This is a genomic window from Sphingomonas pseudosanguinis (genome assembly GCF_052056765.1).
GTDB lineage: Bacteria > Pseudomonadota > Alphaproteobacteria > Sphingomonadales > Sphingomonadaceae > Sphingomonas > Sphingomonas pseudosanguinis.
This window is the reverse complement of the sequence record NZ_CP189888.1, coordinates 2,363,915-2,389,059: the sequence shown is the minus strand read 5'-3', so window position 1 is coordinate 2,389,059 and position 25,145 is coordinate 2,363,915. Positions and strand designations below refer to the sequence as shown.

The following is a 25,145-nucleotide window of genomic DNA, read 5'->3' as shown; positions in this document are numbered from 1 at the left end:
CCACCACCGCTTCGCGGCGGTCCCCCTCCCCAAGCATAGCTTGGGGAGGATTCAAGAACCCTGCTTATTCCTCCCCAAGTTTCACTTGGGGAGGGGGACCGTCCGAAGGACGGTGGAGGGGCACACGGTCGCGAGCCTGCGCAACGATGTAACGGACGACATTGTCCAGATCGCGAAGCACGTCGCGGGCAGGGATTCGCACTACCGCGACACCATGCTCCGCCAAAAAGGCATCGCGCCGCGCATCGCGCTCGGGCCGATCCCCGCGCCCATGAACCTCGCCATCCACTTCCACCGCCAACCGAGCCGCCGGGCAGTAAAAGTCCAGCACATACGCCCCCGCCGGATGCTGCCGCCGAAACCGCAACCCCTCGGGTCGTTCGCGAAGGATGCCCCAAAGAACCACCTCGGGCAGAGTCAATGCACGACGCAATCCCCTTGCGCGTTGCACCGTCCTGCCCGGTTTCGTCGGTATCCCCATTGCCCCTCCACCATGCTCCGCATGGTTCCCCTCCCCAAGCATAGCTTGGGGAGGAATGAGGTTGAAACCCATGTTTGATTCCCTCCTCATCGCCAATCGCGGCGAGATCGCCTGCCGCATCATCCGCACCGCGCGCGAGATGGGCCTGCGCACCATCGCGGTCTATTCCGAGGCCGATGCGCGTGCGCTCCACGTCCGCATGGCCGATGAGGCGATCCTGATCGGCCCGGCCCCGGCGCGTGAAAGCTACCTCGACGCGGCGCATATCTTGGACGCCGCGCGCGAAATCGGGGCGGAGGCGATCCATCCCGGCTATGGCTTCCTGTCGGAAAATGCCGAGTTCGCCGAAAGCGTGATCGCCGCCGGGCTGATCTGGGTCGGCCCCAATCCCGACAGCATCCGTGCCATGGGCCTGAAGGATGCGGCCAAGGCACGGATGATCGCCGCCGGTGTGCCCGTCACGCCCGGCTATCTGGGCGAGGACCAGTCGCCCGACCGCTTAGCCGCCGAGGCAGATGCGGTCGGCTATCCCGTGCTGATCAAGGCAGTCGCGGGCGGTGGCGGCAAGGGGATGCGCCGTGTCGACGATCCCGCCGCCTTCGCCGAGGCGCTGGCCTCCTGCCGTCGTGAGGCGGCGTCCTCGTTCGGTGACGACCGGGTGCTGATCGAGAAATACATCCTCTCGCCCCGCCATATCGAGGTGCAGGTCTTCGGCGATCGCCATGGGCAGGTGGTGCATCTGTTCGAGCGGGACTGTTCGCTGCAACGCCGCCACCAGAAGGTGATCGAGGAAGCCCCCGCACCGGGCATGGATGATGCCACGCGCGACGCCGTCTGCGGTGCCGCCGTCCGCGCGGCGCAGGCGGTGGACTATGTCGGTGCGGGCACCATCGAGTTCATTGCCGACGCCTCCGAAGGCTTACGTGCCGATCGGGTGTGGTTCATGGAGATGAACACCCGGCTCCAGGTCGAGCATCCCGTCACCGAGGCGATCACCGGCGTCGATCTGGTCGAATGGCAGCTACGCGTCGCGGCGGGCGAGCCTTTGCCGATGGCGCAAGGCGAGCTGTCCATCCAAGGCCACGCCATCGAGGCACGCCTCTATGCCGAGGACCCGGCCAAGGGCTTCCTGCCCGCGATTGGCACGCTGGAGGTGTTCGACCTCGGCGACGATCCCGCGATCCGCATCGACACCGGCGTCGAGGAGGGCGCGGAGATCACCCCTTGGTACGACCCGATGATCGCCAAGGTCATCGCCCATGGCGACACGCGCGAGGCGGCGCGCGAGGCCTTGGCCGATGCGCTGGACGAGGCGGTGATCTGGCCGGTGCGCACCAATGCGGGCTTTCTGGTCGAGGCGCTCGACCATCCCGATTTCGCCAGCGGCCGGGTCGATACCGGCCTGATCGCACGCGAGGGTGAGGCGCTGATGCCGCCGACCGAGCCGTCCGAAGAGGCGCTGGCCGAGGCCGCCGCCGCGCTGATCGGGCAGGACGGGTTGTCGGGCTTCCGCCTGAACGCAGCGCCCCGGCGGAGCGCGCGCTTCCTGCTCAACGGGCAACCGATCACCGTCGATTTTGCGCACGCGGGCGATGTGCCCCCGTCGCCGACCGACGCGGTGCTGATCTCGGAGGGTGGGCAGAGTTGGTCCTTCACCCGCTGGCGCGCCGATGGGCTGGCGGCGGGCGGGGCGGGGGATGGCGCGATCCTGTCGCCCATGCCCGGCCGGATCATCGCGGTCGCCGTGACCGAGGGACAGGCGGTCAGCGCAGGCCAGCCGCTCGTCACGCTGGAGGCGATGAAGATGGAGCATGTCCTGACCGCGCCCTTCGACGGCGTCGTCGCCGACCTGAAGGCCGAGACCGGTGGGCAGGTGGCGGAGGGGATCGCGCTGGTCCGCATCGTCGCGGAGGACGCGGCATGAGCAGGCGCTTCTTCGACGACTGGACGATCGGCGACCGGATCGACCACCCCATACGCCGTACCGTGACCGAGACGGACAACCTGCTCTTCTCGACGATGACCCATAATCCGCAGCCGCTGCACATCGATGCGGAGGCGGCGAAGGCCAGCGAGTTTGGGCAGATCCTCGTCAACGGCACCTTCACCTTCTCGCTGATGATCGGGCTGTCGGTCGGGGAGACGACGCTGGGGACGCTGGTGGCGAACCTAGGCTATGACGAACTGGTCATGCCCGCGCCGGTCTTTCTGGGCGACACGCTGCGCGCGACGAGTGAGGTGACGGCCTTGCGGACAAGCAAGTCGCGGCCGGGGGCGGGGTTGGTGACGTTCCGGCACGAGGCGCTGAACCAGCGGGGTGAGGTGGTGTGCCGGTGTCTGCGGACGGCTTTGGTGAAGAGGCGGGGGTAGGGGGCAAGGTTGGGGCGTGGCCTTCGACTACGCTCAGGCTGAACGGAGGTTGAGGTTCAGTACCAAACCCCGTTCGCACTGAGCGAAGTCGAAGTGCACGCCCCATCGCTCACAACCGCGTCCGAACCCCGATCCACAAGGTCCGCGGCGTCGCCCGCTCGATCAGCCCCGCCCCGCTATACGCCGCCTCGACCCGCGCATTGGCGAGGTTCTCCGCCCGTGCCTCGATCAGCCAGCCGGTCAGGATCGGCACCGCCGCATAGGCGTCGAAGGTCGTCGCGGGCGCCAGCGTGCGGCTGTTCTGGTCATCTTCGAACTGGCGACCGATATGCCGCACCGTGCCGCTGAGCGCTGCGCCGCGCTGTTCGATGCCGAGCGTCGCGGACAACTGATCACGCGGCGTCTGGGCCGGGCGCAGGCCCGCGAGTGCGGCGGCGGCCCCTGAGGCACGGACCCGCGCATTCGTCCGCGACCAGGAGCCGCGCGCTTGGATCGGCCCCAGCGTCCAGTTCGCGTCCAATTCGAACCCCTCGGCGCGGATCGCATCCAGATTGCGCCGCATCCGGTACACGCCATTGGCGGCGACGAAGCCGACGCCGGGGAAGGTCCCCGGGCCCCGCCCGAGCGTCACATTGGCGATGGCATCGGTCAGCCGGTTGACGAAATAGGTGCCCGACAGGCGCAGCCCCGTCGCCGGCGTCAGGTCGAAGCCGCCCTCGACCCCCTCGATGCGTTCCGGGTTCAGCCCGGCATTGGCGGCGGTCGCATCGGCACCCGCACGGAAGGGCCGATACAGCTCGTTGAGCGTCGGCAGCCGCCAACCGCGATAGGCGGCGGCGCGCAGCGAGAGCGGCGCGACCGGACGGACGGCCAGTCCGATGCGGCCCGTAAATTCCTGCCCCGACCGGTCCGGAAAATCCGTGTCGGTCAGCACCGCGCCGCTCGCCAGCGCGGCTTCGTCCAGCCGTCCGTTGCGGATGCGCCAGTCATCGACCCGCGCCGCCGCCGTCAGCGTCGCGATGCCGAACGCCGCGCTGCCATCCGCGAACAGCCCCATGGTCCGCGTCGCACCGCCCGCCTCGCGCCGGCGGGTCGGCAGGCCGTTGACATAGGTGTACAGTTCCTGCGTCCGTCCGCTGGTGTCGCGAATGTCGCCACCCAGCCGCAGCGTCACCGAGTCACCAAGCGGCGGCGACACCTCGACCCGCGCGCCCAGCCCGGTGGCGGGGACATTATACTGGTCGAGCGTCAGCGTCGCCGCCGTCCGCGCGGCGTTGACGCTGGCATAGCGCGAGGCGAATTGCCGCGTCTGGATATAACCCAGCGCCGACCAGCCCCATGCGCCGCGCCCGACCAGGCGGATGCTGGCATCGGCCCCGTCCGAGCGATTGTCGGTGAAATCCGTCCCCCGCTCGCGCGCATCGTGGAAAGCGGCGAGCGTCATCTGCAACTCGGTCGACGGCGCGATCCCGACGACACCGCGCGCTGCGCCCGAATATTGCTCGTAAGGCGCGGGGCGGTCGACGGGGCCGCGCTGGCCCGCGACGATCGGAATGAAGCCGTCGCCGCGCGCATAGGCCCCCGATACGGTCAGGAAGCCGCCGTCCCGCACCAGTGAAGCCGACCCTTGCGCATCGACCGACTGGCGGCTGCCATAGGCGACCGCCAGATCGAGCGGGGAGAGTTGGTCGGGGGTGGCGCTGTCCATCTCGATCGTGCCCGCCAGCGCGCCCGGCCCCCAAAAGCCCGACCCGCCACCGCGCGTCACGCGGATGCGGCCCAGCCGCCCGGTGGCATAGGCGGGGAAGACCACCCAGCCGCCAAAGGGGTCGGCCTGCGGCACGCCGTCCAGTACCAGCAGCGCGCGGCTCGACGCATTGCCGCCCAAGCCCCGCAGCGTGATCCCCTGCGAGGTCGGATGCGCCGAGCGGCTGTCCGAGCGGCGGAATTGCTGAAGCCCGGCGACGTCGGCGAGGACGTTCTCCAGCCGTTGCGAGGCGTTCTGCGTGATACGGTCGCGGTCGATCGTCACGACGTCGAGCGCGCGCTCGCCGGGTCGGTCGGCAAGGCCGCGTCCGGTGACGGTGATGGTGGCGGATTGGGGTTCGCCGACCTGGGCGGACAGGGCGGTGGGTGTGACGAGCGCGATGGCGAGCAGCGGCAGGCGGTGGGATGCGGGCATGATGTGGTGATGGTCCCCTTTGGAGCCCCCTGATCGAGGGTCGTGACGATAAGACGAATCAAGGCATCAACGGGTCCATTCGCCGATGAGTCTCACGCCCCTCCCGCAGGCGGGAGGGGATGGGGGAGGGCAGGCCGCAGGCGACGATCTCGGTGAGAGACCGTGCCCTCCCCAAACCCCCTCCAGATGATCCGGCGATGGTCCCTTTGGAGCCTCCTGATCGAGAGCCATAGCGATAGGAAGAACCAAGGCGGTAACAGCCTCCGCCCTCCATGAGTCTCACGCCCCTCCCGCAGGCGGAAGGGGATGGGGGAGGGTAGGCCATGAGCGATGCTTTCTATGAGACACCATGCCCTCCCCAAACCCCTCCCGTGTACGGGAGGGGCTTAAAGAAGGAGGGAGAAGGCGGATGACGTCGCCGAAAAACCCCCTTACAGTCACGTCATCGTGGCCACCCTGCACACCCTTGCGAATCCTGCGCGTTTTCTAAAGATCGCTCGTCCGCTGACCGGGATATGCCTGGGTCTGGGGCTGGTGCTGGTCGCCATCGGCGCCTGGGCGGGGTTGAGCCAGACGCCGCCCGATTATCTGCAGGGCGAGACGGTGCGTATCCTCTATATCCATGTGCCCGCCGCCTGGCTGGGCATGGCGGGGTGGAGCGGGATCGCGGCGGCCAGCCTGTCGCTGATCGTCTGGCGCCATCCGCTGGCGCAGGTCGCGGGCCGCGCCATCGCCTGGCCGGGGGCGGTCTTTGCCGGTCTCTGTCTGGCGACGGGATCGATCTGGGGGCGGCCGACCTGGGGGACGTGGTGGCAATGGGACGGGCGGCTGACCTCGATGCTGCTGCTGCTGTTCGTCTATCTGGGTTATATCGCGCTCGCCCGTGCCGATGCCGATCGCGGCGGCGATGGCCGGATTCCGGCGCTGTACGGATTGGCGGGCACCGCGCTGCTGCCGGTCATCCGCTATTCGGTGGTGTGGTGGAACACGCTGCATCAGGGCCAGTCGATCGGGCTGACGGGATCGAGCATCGCGGGTTCGCTGCTCTGGCCGCTGCCGATCATGCTGTCGGGCTTCACCCTGCTTTTTGCCGCCATCGTGCTGATGCGGATGCGCACCCTGCTCGCCCTGGCCAAGGCCGAGGCGCGGATGCGGCGGATGGCGCGCGCATGAGCCAGTGGAGCTTCGTCGCGGCCGCCTACGCCGTCATGCTGGGCGGCACTGGGCTGCTGCTGGCGATCAGCTATCTGGCGATGAAGCGCGCCGAGAAATGACGCCCAAATCGCAACGTCTCACGCTGGTGCTGCTGGCGCTGGCCGCGATCGTCGCGGCGGTGCTGCTCGCCATGTCGGCGATGAAGGATCAGGCGGCGTTCTTCTACACCCCCTCCGACGCGAAGGCACAAGGGTTGCCGCTGGGCCGCGCGGTGCGGCTGGGCGGTATGGTCGAGGCGGGGTCGGTGCACCGCGCCCCCGACGGCGTGACGGTGCGCTTCGTGGTGACCGATGGCAAGGCGACGACGCCCGTCACCTTCGCCGGGATCACGCCGGACCTGTTCCGCGAGAAATCGGGCGTGGTGGCCGAGGGGCAGTTCCAGCCCGATGGCCGTTTCGTCGCGACCAACCTGCTCGCCAAGCATGACGAGAAGTACATGCCTCCCGAAATGGCGGGCAATATGCACGAGAGCCGGAGCCTCAAGCCGTGATCGCGGAAGGGGGCTTGGCCGCGCTATGGTTCGCCGCGACGTTGGCGGGGTTGCAGCTGTTGCTCGGCGTGCTGGCCCTGCGTCGCAAGGACGCGGCGGGCGAACAGGCTATGGCGGCGATCGGCCCGGTCGCGATCGTGCAGGGCGCGCTGGTCGCCATCGCGATGGGCGCGCTGATCGCGGTGTTCCTGGCCACCGATCTGTCGGTCGCGCTGGTCGCCGAGAACAGCCATTCGGCCAAACCCTGGATCTACAAATTCGCCGGCGCCTGGGGCAATCATGAAGGCTCGATGCTGCTCTGGGTCACGATCCTGGGCGCGGGCGGGGCGCTGGTCGCGTGGAAGGAGCGGGCGCTCGACCGGCCGACCCATGTCGCGACGCTGGCGGCGCAGGGCGCGATCGCGCTCGGATTCTACGGTTTCCTGCTCTTCGCCTCCAACCCGTTCGCGCGGTTGAACCCGGCACCAATTGAGGGGCAGGGGTTGAACCCGTTGTTGCAGGACCCCGGCCTCGCCTTCCACCCGCCGACGCTCTACGCCGGCTATGTCGGCCTGTCGGTGGCCTTCTCCTTCGCGGTCGGCGCGCTGGTGACGGGGCAGGTGGGGCCGGCTTTCGCCCGTGCGATGCGGCCCTGGGTGCTGGGCGCCTGGGTGCTGCTGACCATCGGCATCACGGCGGGGTCCTATTGGGCTTATTATGAGCTGGGTTGGGGCGGCTGGTGGTTCTGGGACCCGGTCGAGAATGCGTCGCTGATGCCCTGGCTGGCGGCGACCGCGCTTCTCCACTCGGTCAACGTGCTGGCGGCGCGCGATGGCCTGCGCGCTTGGACGGTGATGCTGGCCGTGGTCGCCTTTTCGATGTCGATGATCGGCACCTTCCTGGTCCGGTCGGGCATCCTGACCAGCGTCCATGCCTTTGCGGTCGATCCCCGGCGCGGGGCGTTCATCCTGGCGTTGCTGGCGCTCTATATCGGTGGTGCGCTGGCGCTGTTCGGCGCGCGGATCGGGCAGGTGCGCGCGGGTCGCAGCTTCACCTTTGTCAGCCGTGAGGGCGGGCTGGTCGTCAACAATCTGCTGCTGTCGGTGATCCTGGGGATCGTTCTGATCGGCACGCTCTATCCGCTGATCGCGGCCGGGTTCGGCGTGCGGCTGTCGGTCGGCCCGCCCTTCTTCCACGCCGCCGCCGGACCGATCGCGCTGGTGCTGGTCGCGGTGATGGCGGTCGGGCCGATGCTGCGCTGGCGGCGGGATCAGGCCGAGGCGGTGCTGATCCGTATGTTATGGCCGATGGTCGCGGCGGCGGGCAGTTTCGCGCTCGTTCTGACGCTGAGCGGTGGCATGGGCGTGCTGCCACTCTTGGGCCTGTCCTTCGGTGTCGGGCTGATCGTCGCCAGCGTCCTGCCGATCACGCAGCGCAACTGGCGGCGCACCCCGCTGCCCATCTGGGGCATGGTCGTCGCGCATGCGGGTATCGGCGTCAGCCTGATCGGCATGGCCTGTGACAGCGCCTTCACCGCCGAGCGGCTGGTCGCGCTCTATCCGGGGCAGGCCACCATCGTCGGGCCGTGGCGAGTCGAGCTGAACCGCATCTATCCCAATGTCGGGCCGAACTGGTCGGCGCTGGAGGCGCGGTTGACCGCGACCCGCGACGGCGTGGGCACCGTCTTGCGCCCGCAGCAGCGATTCTTCACCGATCCGCCGACGACGACCAGCGAGAGCGCGATTGCGACCGGTTGGGACGGACAGCTCTACACCGTACTGGGGCAGCAGGATGCCGCGACCGGCCGCTGGCAGCTGCGGCTGTGGTGGAAGCCGTTCGTGACGCTGATCTGGTTCGGCGGCATCCTGGTCGCGCTGGGCGGCGCGCTGGCGCTGGTCGGGCGCTGGTGGAAGGCATGGCAGCAGCGACGGCGGGAGGCCCTTTGGGGATGAAGCGTTGGTTGATCTGGGCGCCGCTGGCCGTGTTCGGCGCGCTGTTCGCGGTCGTTGCGGCCGGACTGATGCGCCCGGCCGATACGGCGGTGCATTCGACGCTGGTCGACAAGCCGCTGCCGAGCTTCGAGCTGGAGCCGATGGTACCGGGCAAGTCGGGGCTGGCCAGCACCGATTTCGGGCGTGGCACTCCGCGCCTGCTCAACGTCTTCGCCAGCTGGTGCATCCCCTGCATCGCCGAGGCGCCGCAGCTGATGCGGCTGAAGGCGCGCGGCATTCCGATCGACGCCATCGCGATCCATGACAAGGGGCCGGCGGTCGTCGCCTTCCTGCGCCGCAATGGCGATCCCTATGACCGGATCGGCGATGACAGCCGCAGCCGGGTGCAATTGTCGCTCGGCTCATCGGGCGTGCCGGAGACCTTCCTGATCGATGGACGCGGGCGGATCGTGCGGCAATATATCGGCGACATTCGTGCCGATCAGGTCGACCAGATCGTCCGCGACGTGGCGGCGGCGCGATGAGCCTGGTCCTGGCCCTTGCGCTGGCGGCCGCATCGGCCGCGCCCGACCTCGGCAATACGCAGCTGCCCGATCCCCATGCCGAGGCGCAGGCGCGCGCCTTGATGGGCGAGCTGCGCTGCGTCGTCTGTCAGGGTCAGTCGATCGCCGACAGCGATGCCGACATGGCCGCCGATATGCGTGCGCTGGTGCGGCAGCGGATCGCACGCGGGGAAGACCCGTCGCAGATTCGCGACTGGCTGATCGAACGCTATGGCGATTATGTCAGCTATGATCCGCCCGTGTCGGGGGCGACCGCGCTCCTGTGGGCGACGCCGATCCTGTTGCTGGGCATCGGCGCCTGGATCGCGCGTTCCAGCTTTCGGAAGCGGCGATGATGGGGTGGCTGGTCCTGATCCTGATCGCCGGGGCCGCGATCGGCCTGGCGCTGTGGCGCGGCTTTCCGCGGCCGCTTTGGACCATGTTGGGCGCGGCATTGGCGCTGGGCGGCGTCGGCTATGCATGGCAGGGGCGACCGAGCCTGTCCGCCAGCCCACCTTCGGCGCGGCCCGATCCCCGTCTGGACAGCGACGAGCTGATCGAACTGCGCGGGCAATTGATGGGGCGGTTCGGCGAGGAGGCGACGATGTTCACCGCCGCCGACGCACTCGCACGGTCTGGCAACAAGCGCACGGCGGTGCAGATCATGCTGGGCGCGGTGGGCGGCAAGCCCCGCAGCGTCGCCTATTGGACCGAGCTGGGCAATGTCCTGTTCGCGCATGACGGCTATCAGATGTCGCCCGCCGCGCAATTCGCCTTCCGCCGCGCGCGGGTGCTGGGGCCGAACGATCCGGTGCCGTTCTTCTTCGAGGGGCTGGCGCAAATGCGCGCGGGCGAGTTTGCCAAGGCGCGGACGCTATGGCGGCTGGCCCTGCAAAAGACGCCCGCCGATGCGCCCTATCGCCCGGCCATTGCGCAGCGGGTGATGCTGCTCGACCGGGCGATGGCGCTGATGGAGCCGTAAGGGCTTACTGGCCCCGGCCGGTCTTTTCCTGCAACGCGTCGATCCGTTTCGACGCTTCCGCCTTGGTCAGGCCGTCGTCGAACGGCTCGCCGGCTTCTTCGGACAGGGTCTTCAGATAGCTGGCCTGCGCACCGGTCATCGCTTCATCGCCGGTGGTCCAGTCATCGGGGTCCTTCTCGGCATTGGAGAAGGGTTCGGATTTGGGGTTGTCGGTCATCACGGCATCCTTTCGCCGGCACCAACGCGGACGTTCTATTTCTGTTCACGCGAAGGCGCGAGGACGCGAAGATTTTGGTTCGCGCGGAGGCGCGGAGAGGGCCGGGATGGGCTGGCCCTCTGGTGTCAGTTCAGCAGCGGGATTTGCCGCGCCGTATCGATCGGCGACCAGCCTTGGCGGCTGGAGCGATCATCTCCGCGCCTCCGCGTCTCCGCGCGAACCAGAATCCTTCAAGCCGTTTAGCCGGAGTGCGGTCGAAGGCGACGGGATCACCCTCGTGGCGGAGGGTGGGGCGTGCGCTTCGACTTCGCTCAGCGTGAGCGGAGGGTCGGGATGGGGCGGGCCTGATTGGGAAAGTTTTCCGAACCGCCGTTCGGCCTGAGCACAGTCGAAGGCCAAGGGATTACCCTCGTGGCGGAGGGCGGGGCGTGCGCTTCGACTTCGCTCAGCGCGAGCGGAGTTTGGGGATGGAGCGGGCCTGATTGAGAAGATTCCCCAAACCGCCGTTCAGCCTGAGCGCCGTCGAAGGCTACGGGATTACCCTCGTGGCACAGGGCGGGGCGTGCGCTTCGACCTTGCTCAGCGTGAACGGAGGGCGGGGATGGGTCGGGCCTGATTGGGAAGATGTCCCAAACCGCCGTTCAGCCTGAGCGAAGTCGAAGGCCACGCGAAGCACCCTCGACAAAACCCAGACCGAACGGCAGCCGGAACGTACTTAACCCGCCCAGGCCTCGAACGGCAGGTCGAGCGCTTCGGCGACGGCGGCGTGGCGGATCTTGCCGCCCGACACGTTCAGGCCGTTGGCGAGATGCGCATCGGCCTTCATCGCGGCCTCGGCGCCCATGTTCGCCAGGCGGATGGCGAAGGGCAGGGTGGCGTTGTTCAGCGCGAAGGCCGAGGTGCGCGCCACCGCGCCCGGCATGTTGGCGACGCAATAATGGATCACGCCGTCGATCTCGAACACCGGGTCCTCATGGGTGGTGGCATGGCTGGTCTCGAAGCAGCCGCCCTGGTCGATGGCGATGTCGACCAGCACCGAACCGCGCTTCATGGTCTTCAGCATGTCGCGGGTGACGAGCTTGGGCGCCGCCGCGCCGGGGACCAGAACCGCGCCGATGACGAGGTGCGCGTTCTTCACCGCCGCCGCGATCGCCGCCTTGGAGGCATAGGCGGTCTTGATCTGGCTGGAGAAGAACATGTCCAGCTCGGCCAGACGGTCATTGTTGATGTCGTAGATGGTGACGTCGGCGCGCAGGCCGACCGCCATCTGCGCCGCGTTCACGCCCGAGACGCCGCCGCCCAGGATCGCGACCTTGGCCGGTGCCACGCCGGGCACGCCGCCCAGCAGCACACCACGACCGCCCTGTTCCTTCTCCAGATAATGCGCGCCGACCTGCACCGCCATGCGGCCCGCGACTTCCGACATCGGCTTGAGCAGCGGCAGACCGCCACGCGGGCTGGTGACCGTCTCATAGGCGATGCAGGTCGCGCCCGACGCCATCAGCCCTTCGGCCTGCGGCTTGTCGGCGGCGAGATGGAGATAGGTGAACAGCAGGTGATGCGGGCGCAGCATCGCCACTTCCTGCGGCTGCGGCTCCTTCACCTTCACGATCATCTCGGCCTGGTCGAACACTTCCGAAGCGGTCGTGACGATGCGCGCGCCAGCGTCGATATAGTCCTGATCCTCGAAATCGATGCCGCCGCCGGCCTTGGTCTCGACGATGACCTCATGGCCGGCCGCGACCAGCTCGGCCACCGACGGCGGGGTCAGGCCGACGCGATATTCGTGGTTCTTGATTTCCTTGGGCACACCGACGCGCATGGCGAACTCTCCTGAATGATAGGCCGATAATAGCGCCGATCGTGCAGGAGAAGTTTGCAAAGCGATCCTGCCTGGGTATCTATTTCAGGATTTTCTTGTGTGATCGATGTTATTATCGGGATGAAATGTCCGACGCAATCGACCGCCGCATATTGGCCCAATTGGCCAGCGATTCCGACCTGACCAGCGCCGCGTTGGGGGAGAAGGTGGGGCTGTCGGCTAGCGCCGCGCATCGCCGCGTGGCGCAGTTGCGTGAGGCGGGGGTCATCGCAGGCTATCGCGCGATCCTGAGCCATGAAGCGCGCGGGCGGCCATCAATCGTGATGGTCAATGTGACGCTCAAGGACCAACGGCAGGAAACGATGGCGGCGTTCGAGCGCGAAATCCTGCGCTGCCCCGAGATCGTCGAATGTTTTCTGATGAGCGGCGAGGCGGATTATATGATCCAGGTCGAGGTGCGCCGCGACGACAGTTACGAGCGTATCCACCGCGAGACGCTGGCGCGATTGCCGGGGGTGACGCGGCTGGCCTCGCACTTCGTGATTCGCGAGGTGGTGCGGCGGTTCTGAAGGGGCATTACGGCCCGACCTCCGTCATTGCGAGCGCAGCGAAGCAATCCAGGGCGCCTTGCCCGTGACCCTGGATTGCTTCGCTGCGCTCGCAATGACGATGAAGCGAACCGTGCTTCCCACCCGCTTCATCACCCGATAGGGAACGGATCATGCTCCAGTCGGCTTCCTCCTTCCGCCCCCTTCGCATCCTGCTCGCCGCGACGCTGGCGACCGCGCTCACCCCCGTCGCGGCCTTGGCCGATGCGCTGATCGATAATGTCACGGGCATGACGCTGGACAAGGATGGCAAGGTCGTACGCTTCACCGGCCTGCTGCTCACCCCGGACGGCAAGGTCTCGCGGTTGCTGTCGGCCAAGGACAAGCGCCCCGACAAGCTGGACTGGCGCGCGGATATGAAGGGGCGGGTGCTGATCCCCGGATTCGTCGATTCGCATGGCCATGTGATGGGGTTGGGCTTCCGCCTGCTCGAACTCGACCTGGCGCCGACCAAGTCGCTCGACGAGGCGAAGGCGCGGATCGCGGCCTATGCCTCGGCGAACCCCGAGCGCAAATGGGTGCTGGGCGGCGGCTGGAACCAGGAAAGCTGGGCGCTGGGTCGTTTTCCGACTGCCGCTGATCTCGACGCCATCGTGTCGGATCGGCCGGTGGTGATGGAGCGTGCCGATGGCCACGCGCTCTGGGCGAACAGCGCGGCGATGAAGGCGGCTGGAATCACCGCAAAGACCGTCTCGCCCGCCGGCGGCCGGATCGAGAAGATCGGCGGCCAGCCCTCGGGCGTGTTCGTCGACGCCGCGATGGCGCTGATCCAGAAGGCGGTGCCGCAACCGCTGGCCAAGGATCGCAACACCGCGTTCCTGAAGGCGCAGAACGAATTGCTCAGCCACGGCATTACCGCGACGGCCGATATGGGCACGACGCTGGACGAATGGCTGACCTATCGCCGGATGGGCGATGCCGGGAACCTGCGCGTCCGTATCATGAGCTATGGCGGCGGCGTCGAGGACAGCGTGCGCATTGGCGGCACCGGGCCGACCCAGTGGCTGTACAACAACAAGCTGCGGCTGGTCGGCGTCAAGCTCTATGGCGACGGCGCTCTCGGGTCGCGCGGCGCGTGGTTGAAGCAGCCCTATGCCGATGCGCCGGGCCAGACGGGTCTGGGCTTCATGTCGGACGATGTGATCCGCAACCTGATGAGCCGCGCGGCGATGGACAAATATCAGGTTGCCGTCCACGCGATCGGCGACCGCGCCAATGCGCAGGTGCTCGACGCGATCGACGAGCTGGCGGAGACCTATAAGGGCGATCGGCGCTGGCGGATCGAACATGCCCAGATCGTCGATCCTGCCGATCTGCCGCGTTTCGGCAAGCATGGCATCATCGCCTCGATGCAGCCGGTGCACGAGACCAGCGATCGCACCATGGCGGAGGCGCGGCTGGGGCCGGCGCGGCTCGCGGGGGCCTATGCCTGGAACACGATGCTGAAGAACGGCGCGCCGCTCGTCTTCGGATCGGACTATCCTGTGGAAAGCCCCGATCCCTTCGCCGGCTGGGCCGCCGCGATCACGCGGCAGGGGCCGGACGGCCAGCCCTATGGCGGGTGGCAGCCGCAGGAGATCGTGACCCGCGAACAGGCGTGGCGCGCCTTCACCATGGACGGCGCCTATGCCGGGTTCGCCGAGGAGCTGTTCGGCCGGCTGGGCCATGGCCAGCAGGCGGACTTCGTCATCGTCGACCGCAACCCGCTCGACGCCAACCCGACCGAGCTGCGCGCGACCAAGGTCGAGGAGACGTGGATCGGCGGGCAAAAGGTGTGGGAGCGCCGCTGATCCCGAAACGGGACGACATCCATAAGGGATCGGCAAGGCTTTTGGGTTAGGCCGATCCCCATGAAATACCGTCTTTCTTTCGTCGCGCTGATCGCCGCCGCCTTGCCCTCCATCGCCATGGCCGGACCGGTCGTCGGTATCGACGCGCTGAAGGAATGGAATCTGATCGTGCTCGGCGATCTGACCTCCAGTTCCGAGGTGGAGGGGCGGACCTTCGTCGGCGGCAATCTGAGCGGCAATTCGTCCAATTATCAGATCCGCACCCCGGCGCCGTCCAACTATGCGCTGCCCGGCCTGACCGTGGTCGGCGACGTGCTGGGCGGTACGAAGAACCTCAACAACGGCTCGGGCGCGCTGATCGGCGGCAATGTCGTCGGCGGGTTCAACCTGAATGGCGGGGTGCAGACGGTGAAGGTCGGCGGTACGCTGTCCAACACCAACATCAACCAGAATATCGTGCAGGCCGGGCTGGGCGCGAGCGATCCCGGCTTCGTCGCGGGGCTCAACCAGCAGAAGACGCTGCTCGCCAGCAGCATGACCGATCTGTCCAACGGCTATGCAGCATTGGCAGCGACCGGCGCGGTCAGCATCGTCGGCAACCGCGCGACCTTCAACGCGGTGCCGGGGGCCAACGGCGTCGCGGTGTTCAACCTGAACGCCGCCGACCTGTCCCGCTTCGGCGAGATCGCCTTTAACCGCAACGGCGCGGACACGGTCATCGTCAATGTCGCGGGCAGCGCGGTGCGGCTGGACGATAATTTCCTGGGCGATGCGACGGGCCTCGGTGAGCATGTCATCTGGAACTTCCCGACCGCGACCAGCCTGGAGCTGACCACCGCCTGGAAGGGCTCGGTCCTCGCGCCCAAGGCGGCGGCGGCGACCGGCAATTATATCGAAGGTTCGGCGGTGTTCGGCAGCCTGACCCAGAATGGGGAATTCCATCTGGGTACCTATATCGGCACCTATGTGCCCACCACGCCGAACGTGCCGGTCACGCCGGGTAGCAGCGGTGGGGGTCCGCCGACCCCGGTGCCGGAACCGGCCACGATGGGGTTGATGGCGGGGGGATTGGCGTTGCTGGTCCTGGCGCTGCGGCGGCGGCGCGTCATCGCCTGATGGATAGGGTGGGGCGTGGCCTTCGACTTCGCTCAGGCTGAACGACGTGTTTGTACAGGCTGAACGGCATTTGCGGTCGGGTCTTGTGCCCTCGCTCCGTTCAGCCTGAGCGAAGTCGAAGGCCACGGGATCTCGCCCATAGAAAAGGGCCGGCCCGCGCCCCCGCGAACCGGCCCGTATCTCCCCGACAAACCGCCCGATCAGGCGACGGCTTGTTCGGCCTGTCCGATCTCATCGGGTTCGCGCAGCACATAGCCGCGGCCCCAGACCGTCTCGATATAATTCTCGCCGTCGCAGGCTAGGCTCAGCTTCTTGCGCAGCTTGCAGATGAAGACGTCGATGATCTTCAGCTCCGGTTCGTCCATGCCGCCATAGAGATGGTTCAGGAACATCTCCTTGGTCAGCGTGGTGCCCTTGCGGAGCGACAGCAGCTCCAGCATGGCATATTCCTTGCCGGTCAGATGGACGCGGGCATTGTCGACCTCGACCGTCTTGGCATCGAGATTGACCGCCAGCTTGCCGGTGCGGATGATCGACTGCGAATGGCCCTTGGAGCGGCGGACGACGGCGTGGATGCGCGCGATCAGCTCTTCGCGGTGGAAGGGCTTGGTGACGTAATCATCGGCACCGAAGCCGAAGCTGCGCACCTTCGAGTCCATCTCGTTGATGCCCGACAGGATCAGGACCGGCGTCGACACGCGCGCCACGCGCAGACGCTTCAGCACGTCGTAACCATGCATGTCGGGCAGGTTCAGGTCGAGCAGGATGATGTCGTAATCATACAGCTTGCCCAGATCCAGGCCCTCTTCGCCCAGGTCGGTGGTATAGACGTTGAAGCCTTCGCTGCCGAGCATCAGCTCGATCGCCTTGGCGGTCGTCGGTTCGTCCTCGATCAACAATACGCGCATCGGCAGTCCCCATTCGCGATGATCGCCCTCCGTGAGGCCCCCGGCGATCTGAAATTCCATTCATTAACCAACGCGGATATGAACGCAAAAGGTTAATTCGCTCCTAATCGGGACTCGACGCATCCTTTTTCAAAGATGCGTTCGGGCCGAGCAGCGTCTTGTGTTCGGATCGGGGAATATTCTCGCCCAGCACCTCGCGCAGATACAGGCTGCGGATCAGGGTGAAGGCGACGACCAGCAAGGCGGCCGAGAAGAACAGCCCGAACAACCCGAAAATGGTGCCGATGCCGATGATCGCGAACAGCGTGATCGCCGGCGGGATAGCGACGACGCGGCTGGTGACGAAGGGGGTGATGGCGTTGGTCTGGATGAGCCGGACGACCGCGAAGGTGACGAGCGTGCCGATCACCGCGCCATTGCCGCCCTGCGCGGCAAGGCCAAGCGCCGGCAGCATCGCCGCGATCGGGCCGACATAGGGCACGAACTCGCTGAGCCCGGTCAGCAGGCCGAGCGCGGCGGCCGACGGTACGCCGGCGATGCCCAGACCGATGCCGACCAGCACGCCCATCGTCGTCATCTGGATGAGCTGCGCACGCAGCCACAGGCGCAAGGTCGAGCCCGTGTCGAACAGCGCATCCTCCAGCGCGGGCCGCATCGAGCGGGGGATGAGCAGCAGGAAGCCGCGCTCATAGACCTTGGGATCGGCGGCGAAAAACAGCGCGCCGACCAGCAGCAACAGGCAGTTCAGGACGAACTCACCCGCGCCCGACACGATGCCGCTGATGTCCTGCGCCACCCGGCTGCCAGCATAGGCGGCACGCACCGCATCGACGATCTTTTCGCCGACGGGCGACTGCGATGCCCAGTTGGCCAGCTGGTCGAGCAGGATCGGCAATTGGGTGACCAGCGTGTTCAATTGCTGGCGAAAGGCGACGCCGAACAGCCACGCCAGAAAACCCAGCACCGCCAGCACGGTGACGATCGACAGGGTCAGCGATCGCTTGGGTCCCAGCGGCAGGTGATCGGCATAGAGGTCCGCGATGGCATGGATGACGATCGCGCCCAAAATCGATCCGAAGGCGAGGATCAGCAGGTCGCCCGCACGGAACAGCGCGGCGGTGATGCCCAGGATCAGCAGGATCAGGACGATCCGGCGAATGAAACGCGCATCGTCCGCATCGGGGCGCAGCCGGTTCATGCCGGGGCTCCCGGCTTATGCGCGGTGCAGGGATCGCGCACCCGGTCGGCCAGCCAGGTGATCAGCGCCTCGACACGGGCGGGCCTGAGCGGGCTGGGCGGGGTGAGCAGATGCAGCCCGATCGGCGGCGGCGTCCATTCGGTCAGGATCTCGACGGCACCGCCGCTGGCGAGATGCGGGCCGATGATGAAGCCGGGCAGGCGCGCGATGCCCAGGCCCGCGACGACGGCGGGGACCAGCGCGTCGCCGCTATTGGCGGTCAGCGGCCCCTGCGGCCGCACCGACACCTCCGCGCCGTTGGGATGGCGGAAGCGCCAGGGGCCGGTGATGTTGGAATAGCTGAGCAGGCGATGCTCGCCCAATTCGTTGGGATGGCGCGGCTCGCCATGTGCGGCCAGATAGCCGGGCGAGGCGACGATATGCGTCGAGATACCGCACAGCCGCCGCGCGCGCAGCGAGCTGTCGGGCAGGTCGGCAATGCGCAGCGCGATGTCATAGCCCTCCGCCACGATGTCGACCCGTGCGTCGGACAGGCTGAGCTCGATCTCGATACCGGGATGCGCGGCCAGGAAATCGGCGATGACGGGCGCGATGTTGCTGACCCCGAAGGACATCGGCGCGGCGAGGCGGATACGGCCGGCGGGCGCGCTGGCGGCGTCGCGCGCGGCCTCCTCGGCGGCGCGGGCCTCGGCCAGGATGCGCGCGGCGTGATCGGCCAGCGGCTTGCCCGCCTCGGTCAGCGCCAGCCGGCGCGAGGTGCGGTGGAACAGCGACTGGTTGAGCTGCGCCTCCAGCCGGGTGATCGCCTTGGACACAGTGGCCTTGGACAGGCCGATCGCATCGGCGGCGGCGCTGAACGAGCGATGCTCGACCACGGCGGCGAAGATCGCCCAGGCTTCCAGATCCGGCAGACGCATCCTCGACCCTCTATCCCCCAAGGCGGTCCATGACCGGGCCGCGCCGCTACAATGAACGTGGAAACGATCGGTTTCCAGCGTTTCCGTTTACGCGATCATAATCGGCCCTATCTTGAGGGCAACCAAGGGAGAAATTCCATGACTGCTATCACCGCCGAGAAGGGTATCGACCGTCGCAGCTTCGAAAGCCTGGGCCACGCCAATCATGGCTGGCTGGATGCGCGGCATCATTTCTCGTTCGCCAACTACTATGATCCGGCCCGCATGGGTTGGGGCGCGATCCGGGTCTGGAACGACGACGTCATCGCTCCCAATGCCGGTTTCCCGCCGCATCCCCATGCCGACATGGAGATTATCACCTATGTCCGCACCGGCGCGATCACGCACCAGGATTCGATGGGCAATGTCGGCCGCACGGCTGCGGGCGATGTCCAGGTGATGAGCGCCGGGTCGGGCGTGCGTCACGCCGAATATAATCTGGAGGCCGAGCCGACGACGCTCTTCCAGATCTGGATCGAACCGCGCACGCGGGGCGGCCAGCCCAGCTGGGGCGCCAAGCCGTTTCCCAAGGGCGAACGCTCAGGGCGGTTCGTGACGCTCGCCAGCGGGTTCGAGGAGGATGGCGAGGCGCTGCGCATCCGCGCCGAAGCCCGTGTTCTGGCCGCCACCCTGCGTGCCGGCGAGAGCATCGAACATACGGTCGGCGCGGGACGTCACGCCTATCTGGTGCCGGCGACGGGACGGATCGAAATCGACGGTGTGCCGTTCGCAGCGCGGGATGGCGCGGCGCTGTCGGGTGGTCGCACGGTGACGATCACGGCGGTTGAGGATGCCGAGATCGTTCTGGTCGATTCCGAATAATTTCACGCTTTCAGGAAGGGAGTATCATCACATGGCCAAGGTTCTGGTCCTTTATTATTCGTCCTATGGTCACATCGAGCAGATGGCCGACGCCATCGCCGAGGGCGCGCGCGCCGGCGGGGCCGAGGTAGACATCCGCCGCGTCGCCGAAACCGCGCCGCCCGAGGTCGTCGCCGCCGCGCACTTCAAGACCGACACCGCGCACCCCGAGATCGAGGGCCCCGACGCGCTGACCAACTATGACGCGATCATCGTTGGCACGCCGACCCGCTATGGTCGCATGGCGAGCCAGATGGCGGCGTTCTGGGACACGACCGGCGGCGTGTGGATGAAGGGCGGCCTGGTCGGCAAGGTCGGCGGCGCCTTCACCTCGACCGCCAGCCAGCATGGCGGGCAGGAGACGACGTTGTTCTCGGTCCTGACCAACCTGATCCACCACGGCATGACCATCGTTGGGCTGGATTACGGCTTCCAGGGCCAGATGGGCGTCAAGGAAGTCCATGGCGGCACGCCCTACGGCGCGTCGACGCTGGCGGACGGCGACGGCAGCCGCCAGCCGAGCCAGGTCGATCTGGACGGTGCCCGCTATCAGGGCAAGCGCATCGCCGAGACGGCCGCCAAGCTGTTCGGGTGATGTGAAGGACGGGGGTGCCGATGGGCGCCCCCGTTTTTTTGGTTACGAAGCGGCCGGCGTTGAAGCGTGGCCTTCGATTGCGCTCAGGCTGAACGGCCGTATAGGACCATCGCAATTCCCAAACCCCGTTCAGCCTGAGCGCAGTCGAAGGCCACGGGAATCGCGATCACCGCTTCCTCGTCCTCCTGGCTACCGCCGGACGTGCACTTCGACTTCGCTCAGTGCGAACGGAGGTTGGGGTAATCGACAAAGGCGGCTCTGATCCCACCCCTCCGCTCAGTGCGAACGGAGGTCGGGGCGATCGGCCAAGGCGGCTCTGATCCCAACCCTCCGCTCAGTGCGAACGGCGGTCGGGGTGATCGGCGAAGGCAGCTCTAATCCCAACCCTCCGTTCAGCCTGAGCGAAGTCGAAGGCCACGCGAAACCCTATCGCCGTTTCCCCTTCTTCACCGGAACGGGCGGAGCCGCCACCACCGGCACCGGCGGCGGACCGGTCACCTCCACCCGCAACGGATCGCGCACCCCCGGATTGGCGGGAAACTGCGCGCGCGCCTTGGCGAATACCGCCCGCGCTTGCGCCGCGCCGGGCGCGGTCGGGCTGGTGCCGACCCAGCGCCAGTGCCACGGCTCCCATTTCACCTGCTGGCTATTACCCGCCGGAAAGCTCATCTCGAAGCCGAAGCGCGGCCCGTTCGCGAACAGCCAGCGGGCGGCGGGCGTCGCGGCCATGCAGGCTTCGGCATCCGGGCAGCCATTGGCAGGGCGGACGGCGAAGTCGATCGCATAGCCGGTGGCATGTTCGCTATGCCCCGCCGGTGCCACCGATACGGCGCGCTCCGCCGCGCTGCTTTCCCGGTCGCGGCAGAAGACGCGGTTCTGCCGTGCGATCGCACGGTGGCAGGACAGCGCGCGCAACTGCCCCGCCACCGCCGGGTCACCGCGCGCGGCGGCGAGTAGCCGCTCCAGATCGGGTAGCATCTCGCGCCGGACATAGCAGGGCTGGCCGATGGCGAAGCCCGCCGGCGCCTCGACCAGTTGGTAGGACGGCGCATCGCCATAGGGGAAGTGTCCCGCCAGACGGCCATCGGGGCCGGGCGAGGGCAGCACCCCGTCGCAGGACTGGGCCTGGGCAAGGCTGGGCGCTGCGGCGAAGCACGTAAGCGCGGCGGCGCGCAGGAAAGCGGCGGGAAGCGGGGGCATGACGCGCGCGCCTCTGGCATGTCGGCGCGCGCGGTGGCAAGGGAGCGGCATGCACGGAGATCGCGTACTATTCATCGACGGCGAGGCGCTGGTGATCGACAAGCCGGCGGGCCTGCCCGTCGATCGGCCCCGCAACGGGTCGATCAGCCTCGAAAACCACCTCGAGTCGCTCAAATTCGGGTTCAAGCGCTGGCCGGTGCCGGTCCACCGGCTGGACCGCGACACCAGCGGCTGCCTCTTGCTGTCGCGCAATCCCAAGGCGCATGCCCGTTTCCAGCAGGCGTTCGAGGGCGGCCTGGTCGAAAAGCGCTATCTGGCGGTGCTGAACGGCGTGGTCGAGGGCGAGGGGATGATTGACTTGGCGCTCGCGAAGGTGTCGACCATCGAGGACGGCTGGCGGATCGTCGCCGACCCGGCGGGCAAGGCGGCGCGGACCGGCTGGCGTGCGCTGCGCCATGAGGGCGGACGTACGCTGGTCGAGTTCCGGCCCCAGACCGGGCGCACGCATCAGATCCGTGTCCATGCCGCGACCGCGCTCGGCGCGCCCGTCGTCGGCGATCTGGTGTACGGCGCGGGCGAGGCCGGGGGGATGCTGCTCCACGCCGCCAGCCTGACCGTTCCGCGTGGCGAGGCCAAGGACCCGATCATAGCGGAGGCCCCGCTTCCCGAACGCTTCGGCGCGTTCACCGAATAGGGCGCAGGCGATGGCGCTGATCCCGGTGACCCGCGCCATCGCGATCGACGAGCGCGAGATCGGCGAGAGCTTCACCCGCGCCTCCGGGCCGGGTGGACAGCATGTCAACACCACCGACAGCGCGGTGCTGCTGCGGTTCGACGTCGCCAACTCGCCCAGCCTGCCCGAGGCGGTGAAGATGCGGCTGGCGGTGCTGGCGGGCACGCGGCTGAGCCGTGACGGCGTCCTCACCTTGCGCGCCGATGCCAGCCGATCGCAGGAGATGAACCGGCGCGAGGTGCGCGAACGGCTGATCGCCCTGATCCGTGAAGCGACGCTGGTGCCCAAGAAGCGCCGTCCGACCAAGCCCACCAAGGCGTCCCAGACCCGTCGTGTCGATGCCAAGAAGGGGCGTAGCGCGGTCAAGGCGGGACGGGGCAAGGTCCGCTTCGATTGATTCGGCCAGACCGGCCCGACATGCTCAATTCTCCAAAGTTTTCATGAAGATCATGTCATAAATTACTGTACGCAAAGCCAATACAATTTGAAATATTCGATCAAGCGTTTGCAATCATGAAACAAATATTTCCCACTCGTAAATAACCTATCTTTAGTAAGTGACGACGCATCTCCGGGGCAACCAGGAGTTGTTCTTTGAGTATCAAGAGTAAGTGCCGCACGGGCGGCGTCGTGGCGTTGGGTGTTTTGCTGCTCGGTGGAGCGGTGACCGGATTCGAGATCGACACGATCCGGATCGGCGGCCCGGTGGATGAGGCCAATCAAGCAATCAGCGACCTTCAGGCCGACATCCTGCCGCCCCCGGCCTATATCATCGAACCTTATCTGGAAGCGACGCTGCTGGTCCAGAACCCGGCATCGCTGGCGGATCGTGGTCCGCGCCTGAAGCGGTTGGAAACCGATTTCCGCGCCAGCCTCGCCCGGTGGAAGGCCGCCGGGATCGAGCAGGGGCTGAAGGGGCAATTGGTCGACCGCGCCGGCGGTCCGGCCGATGCCTTCTGGCAGGAGCTGGACCAGGTGACCTTGCCGGCGATCCGGCGTGGCGATCGCCCCGCGATGCAGGCCAGCTATGCGCGGCTGACCGCGCTCTACACCGCGCACCGTCAGGCGATCGACGCGCTGGTCGAGGACGTCGCGACCGCCAAGGACCGGGTGGCGGCGTTCAGCCTGTCGAAGCTGCATGGCACGCTGGCGATCCTGGCCATGCTGGGCCTGATCCTGGCGGCGATGATGGCGGGGGGAATTTTCTATATCCTTCGCCGGGTGCTGGGGCCGGTCGGCGGCACGGCGGATGCGATGCGTCGCATGGCCGATGGCGACCTGACGCTGACGCTCGACGGGGGCGGGCGGGCCGACGAGATCGGCACCATGGTCTCGGCGGTCGAGGTGTTTCGCGGCGCGGCGCTGGCGCAGGTCGCCAATGTCGAAAAGCAGGAATTGGTCGTCCGCGAACTGGCGGCGGCGCTGGACGAACTGGGTCATGGCAATATCGCCCACCGGGTCGGCGACACGCTGCCGATCGAATATCAGGGGCTGGCGCGCTCGTTCAACGCCAGCATGGACCGGCTGGCGCAGACGCTGGCGCGGGTCGCCCAGTCGGCGGGGCATGTGAAGACCGGGGCGGGCGAGGTGCGATCGGCCTCCGACGACCTGTCGCAGCGGACCGAGCAGCAGGCGGCCAGCCTGGAGGAAACCGCCGCCGCGATGAACGAGATCACGACCGGCGTTCGCGCCACCGCCGGCGGGGCCAACCGTGCCAATGCGATCGTCGCGGCGGCGCGCAAGGACACCGAGCAGTCGGGCGACGTCGTGCGCCGCGCGGTCGACGCGATGGGCGCGATCGAACGGTCGTCGAGCGAGATTTCGGAGATCATCGGCGTCATCGACGGCATCGCCTTCCAGACCAACCTCCTGGCGCTCAACGCCGGCGTCGAAGCCGCGCGCGCCGGTGACGCGGGCAAGGGCTTTGCGGTCGTCGCCAGTGAGGTCCGCGCGCTGGCGCAGCGCTCGGCCGATGCGGCCAAGGACGTGAAGGACCGTATCCAGGCCTCGACGACCCAGGTCGGCATGGGTGTCGATCTGGTCAGCGAGACGGGGCGCTCGCTGGAGACGATTTTCAAGCGAATCGCCGAGATCAGCACGCTCGTCTCCGACATCGCCGCCTCCGCCGAGCAGCAGGCGACGGGGCTGCAGCAGGTGAACACCGCCGTCGCCGAGATGGACGGTACGACCCAGCAGAATGCGGCGATGGTCGAACAGGCGACCGCCGCGGCGCGCCAACTGGCGGCCGAGGCCGATGTGCTGGCCCGCGAAGTCGCGCAGTTCCGGCTGGGCCATGACGCGGCCCAGCGGGGCGGCCATCACGCCATGGTCGAGATGCGGCGGTCCGGTCCCAGGCTGGCGCTGGCGAGCTGATCGCGATCGGGCCGGCCGGGGGATGACGCAGCGCCCCCGGCAGACTACATTCACGCCATGTATCAGTTCGACATCGCCGCCGGATCGAAGGCGGAGCTTTATCATGACCTCCACGCCGCACTCGACGCGCTGACCGCCGGAGAGGCGGACGCGATCGCCAACATGGCCAATGCCGCCGCGCTGATCGGGCAGTATCTGCCCGATCTCAACTGGTCGGGCTTCTACCGCATGGTGGCGGGCGAGCTGGTGTTGGGGCCGTTTCAAGGCAAGGCGGCATGCATCCGCATACCCGTCGGCAAGGGCGTGTGCGGCGCGGCCGTCGCCACCGGCGAGACGCAGCGCGTGGCCGATGTCCACGCCTTTCCGGGCCATATCGCCTGCGACGCCGCCAGCCGGTCCGAACTGGTGGTGCCGATCGTCCATGACGGCCAGGTGCTCGGTGTGCTCGATCTCGACAGCCCGGTGCCCGACCGTTTCGATGCCGAGGATCAGGCGGGCTGCGAAGCACTGATGACGTTGCTCGCCCCCCGGCTCGCGGGCAAGGCGATCCGACCCGTCTGACCCGATTCGGGACG

Annotated in this window: 25 protein-coding genes; 17 read left to right on the top strand and 8 right to left on the bottom strand. The window is 67.5% G+C overall.

Translation table 11 applies throughout. The features are described from left to right. Positions 1-64: 64 nt before the first annotated feature. Positions 65-481 (bottom strand): endonuclease domain-containing protein, encoded by a 417-nt coding sequence (locus ACQHGV_RS10745; RefSeq protein WP_440980191.1) that lies wholly within the window; start codon positions 479-481, stop codon positions 65-67. A gap of 70 nt (positions 482-551) precedes the next feature. Here ACQHGV_RS10745 and ACQHGV_RS10740 point away from each other — a divergent pair, with 70 nt between their 5' ends. Further along, positions 552-2,405, top strand: a complete 1,854-nt coding sequence (locus ACQHGV_RS10740) for an acetyl/propionyl/methylcrotonyl-CoA carboxylase subunit alpha (protein ID WP_440978185.1) — start codon at positions 552-554, stop codon at positions 2,403-2,405. Continuing rightward, the gene (locus ACQHGV_RS10735) at positions 2,402-2,851 is read left to right on the top strand and encodes a MaoC family dehydratase (protein ID WP_440978184.1); all 450 of its coding nucleotides are present in this window, start codon (positions 2,402-2,404) and stop codon (positions 2,849-2,851) included. Before ACQHGV_RS10740 ends, ACQHGV_RS10735 begins: the two co-directional genes overlap by 4 nt. A gap of 109 nt (positions 2,852-2,960) precedes the next feature. Here the strand turns inward: ACQHGV_RS10735 and ACQHGV_RS10730 are convergent, their stop codons facing one another. Next, entirely contained in the window at positions 2,961-5,033 is a 2,073-nt protein-coding gene (locus tag ACQHGV_RS10730; protein WP_440978183.1) for a TonB-dependent receptor, read from the bottom strand. Positions 5,034-5,480: 447 nt separating this feature from the next. Between ACQHGV_RS10730 and ccmC the strand changes: the two genes are divergently transcribed. The 6 genes from ccmC to ACQHGV_RS10700 all read left to right on the top strand — a co-directional run bounded on the left by ccmC (position 5,481) and on the right by ACQHGV_RS10700 (position 10,193). Then, positions 5,481-6,206, top strand: a complete 726-nt coding sequence (gene ccmC, locus ACQHGV_RS10725) for a heme ABC transporter permease CcmC (RefSeq protein WP_440978182.1) — start codon at positions 5,481-5,483, stop codon at positions 6,204-6,206. A 97-nt stretch (positions 6,207-6,303) separates the two neighbouring features. Further along, complete coding sequence (ccmE, locus tag ACQHGV_RS10720) at positions 6,304-6,738, top strand: cytochrome c maturation protein CcmE (protein ID WP_440978181.1); 435 nt, start codon at positions 6,304-6,306, stop codon at positions 6,736-6,738. Further along, positions 6,735-8,669, top strand: a complete 1,935-nt coding sequence (locus ACQHGV_RS10715) for a heme lyase CcmF/NrfE family subunit (protein ID WP_440978180.1) — start codon at positions 6,735-6,737, stop codon at positions 8,667-8,669. Before ccmE ends, ACQHGV_RS10715 begins: the two co-directional genes overlap by 4 nt. Continuing rightward, on the top strand, positions 8,666-9,193 hold the full coding sequence (locus tag ACQHGV_RS10710) for a redoxin family protein (RefSeq protein ID WP_440978179.1): 528 nt from the start codon (positions 8,666-8,668) through the stop codon (positions 9,191-9,193). Before ACQHGV_RS10715 ends, ACQHGV_RS10710 begins: the two co-directional genes overlap by 4 nt. Further along, the gene (locus tag ACQHGV_RS10705; protein ID WP_440978178.1) at positions 9,190-9,567 is read left to right on the top strand and encodes a cytochrome c-type biogenesis protein; all 378 of its coding nucleotides are present in this window, start codon (positions 9,190-9,192) and stop codon (positions 9,565-9,567) included. Before ACQHGV_RS10710 ends, ACQHGV_RS10705 begins: the two co-directional genes overlap by 4 nt. Further along, positions 9,564-10,193, top strand: a complete 630-nt coding sequence (locus ACQHGV_RS10700) for a tetratricopeptide repeat protein (RefSeq protein ID WP_440978177.1) — start codon at positions 9,564-9,566, stop codon at positions 10,191-10,193. Before ACQHGV_RS10705 ends, ACQHGV_RS10700 begins: the two co-directional genes overlap by 4 nt. A 4-nt stretch (positions 10,194-10,197) precedes the next feature. Here ACQHGV_RS10700 and ACQHGV_RS10695 read toward each other — a convergent pair whose 3' ends face one another. Further along, positions 10,198-10,410 carry a DUF3072 domain-containing protein gene (locus ACQHGV_RS10695; RefSeq protein WP_183951764.1) on the bottom strand — a complete coding sequence of 71 codons (213 nt, stop codon included), beginning with the start codon at positions 10,408-10,410 and terminating at the stop codon, positions 10,198-10,200. Positions 10,411-11,125: 715 nt separating this feature from the next. Beyond that, a complete protein-coding gene (gene ald / locus ACQHGV_RS10690; RefSeq protein WP_440978176.1) occupies positions 11,126-12,232 on the bottom strand; it encodes an alanine dehydrogenase in 1,107 nt (368 codons plus the stop codon). A gap of 125 nt (positions 12,233-12,357) precedes the next feature. Between ald and ACQHGV_RS10685 the strand changes: the two genes are divergently transcribed. From ACQHGV_RS10685 to ACQHGV_RS10675, 3 genes are all read left to right on the top strand, one after another. Beyond that, complete coding sequence (locus tag ACQHGV_RS10685; protein WP_440978175.1) at positions 12,358-12,801, top strand: Lrp/AsnC family transcriptional regulator; 444 nt, start codon at positions 12,358-12,360, stop codon at positions 12,799-12,801. A 152-nt stretch (positions 12,802-12,953) separates the two neighbouring features. After that, positions 12,954-14,630, top strand: a complete 1,677-nt coding sequence (locus ACQHGV_RS10680; protein WP_440978174.1) for an amidohydrolase — start codon at positions 12,954-12,956, stop codon at positions 14,628-14,630. Between the two features lie 60 nt (positions 14,631-14,690). Then, positions 14,691-15,746, top strand: coding sequence for a choice-of-anchor A family protein (locus tag ACQHGV_RS10675; protein WP_440978173.1), 1,056 nt, complete (start codon positions 14,691-14,693; stop codon positions 15,744-15,746). A gap of 200 nt (positions 15,747-15,946) precedes the next feature. Here ACQHGV_RS10675 and ctrA read toward each other — a convergent pair whose 3' ends face one another. From ctrA to ACQHGV_RS10660, 3 genes are all read right to left on the bottom strand, one after another. After that, positions 15,947-16,654, bottom strand: coding sequence for a response regulator transcription factor CtrA (gene ctrA, locus ACQHGV_RS10670; protein ID WP_183951759.1), 708 nt, complete (start codon positions 16,652-16,654; stop codon positions 15,947-15,949). Positions 16,655-16,757: 103 nt separating this feature from the next. Next, positions 16,758-17,852 carry an AI-2E family transporter gene (locus ACQHGV_RS10665; protein ID WP_440978172.1) on the bottom strand — a complete coding sequence of 365 codons (1,095 nt, stop codon included), beginning with the start codon at positions 17,850-17,852 and terminating at the stop codon, positions 16,758-16,760. Next, entirely contained in the window at positions 17,849-18,769 is a 921-nt protein-coding gene (locus tag ACQHGV_RS10660) for a LysR family transcriptional regulator (RefSeq protein WP_440978171.1), read from the bottom strand. Before ACQHGV_RS10660 ends, ACQHGV_RS10665 begins: the two co-directional genes overlap by 4 nt. A 138-nt stretch (positions 18,770-18,907) precedes the next feature. On the opposite strand from ACQHGV_RS10660, the gene ACQHGV_RS10655 reads away from it, so the two are divergent. Together ACQHGV_RS10655 and wrbA are read left to right on the top strand one after the other, a co-directional pair. Then, on the top strand, positions 18,908-19,630 hold the full coding sequence (locus tag ACQHGV_RS10655; RefSeq protein WP_440978170.1) for a pirin family protein: 723 nt from the start codon (positions 18,908-18,910) through the stop codon (positions 19,628-19,630). 31 nt (positions 19,631-19,661) lie between these two features. Next, entirely contained in the window at positions 19,662-20,264 is a 603-nt protein-coding gene (gene wrbA / locus ACQHGV_RS10650; protein ID WP_183951755.1) for an NAD(P)H:quinone oxidoreductase, read from the top strand. A 426-nt stretch (positions 20,265-20,690) separates the two neighbouring features. Here wrbA and ACQHGV_RS10645 read toward each other — a convergent pair whose 3' ends face one another. Continuing rightward, positions 20,691-21,464, bottom strand: coding sequence for a M15 family metallopeptidase (locus tag ACQHGV_RS10645; RefSeq protein ID WP_440978169.1), 774 nt, complete (start codon positions 21,462-21,464; stop codon positions 20,691-20,693). Positions 21,465-21,513: 49 nt separating this feature from the next. Between ACQHGV_RS10645 and ACQHGV_RS10640 the strand changes: the two genes are divergently transcribed. The 4 genes from ACQHGV_RS10640 (at position 21,514) to ACQHGV_RS10625 (ending at position 25,131) form a co-directional block, all read left to right on the top strand. Further along, positions 21,514-22,158 (top strand): RluA family pseudouridine synthase, encoded by a 645-nt coding sequence (locus ACQHGV_RS10640; RefSeq protein WP_440978168.1) that lies wholly within the window; start codon positions 21,514-21,516, stop codon positions 22,156-22,158. A 10-nt stretch (positions 22,159-22,168) separates the two neighbouring features. Beyond that, a complete protein-coding gene (arfB, locus tag ACQHGV_RS10635; protein ID WP_440978167.1) occupies positions 22,169-22,594 on the top strand; it encodes an alternative ribosome rescue aminoacyl-tRNA hydrolase ArfB in 426 nt (141 codons plus the stop codon). Between the two features lie 197 nt (positions 22,595-22,791). Beyond that, a complete protein-coding gene (locus ACQHGV_RS10630; protein WP_440978166.1) occupies positions 22,792-24,570 on the top strand; it encodes a methyl-accepting chemotaxis protein in 1,779 nt (592 codons plus the stop codon). A gap of 57 nt (positions 24,571-24,627) precedes the next feature. Then, positions 24,628-25,131: a GAF domain-containing protein gene (locus ACQHGV_RS10625; protein ID WP_440978165.1), complete on the top strand. Its 504-nt coding sequence runs from the start codon at positions 24,628-24,630 to the stop codon at positions 25,129-25,131. The last annotated feature ends 14 nt before the right edge of the window (positions 25,132-25,145 follow it).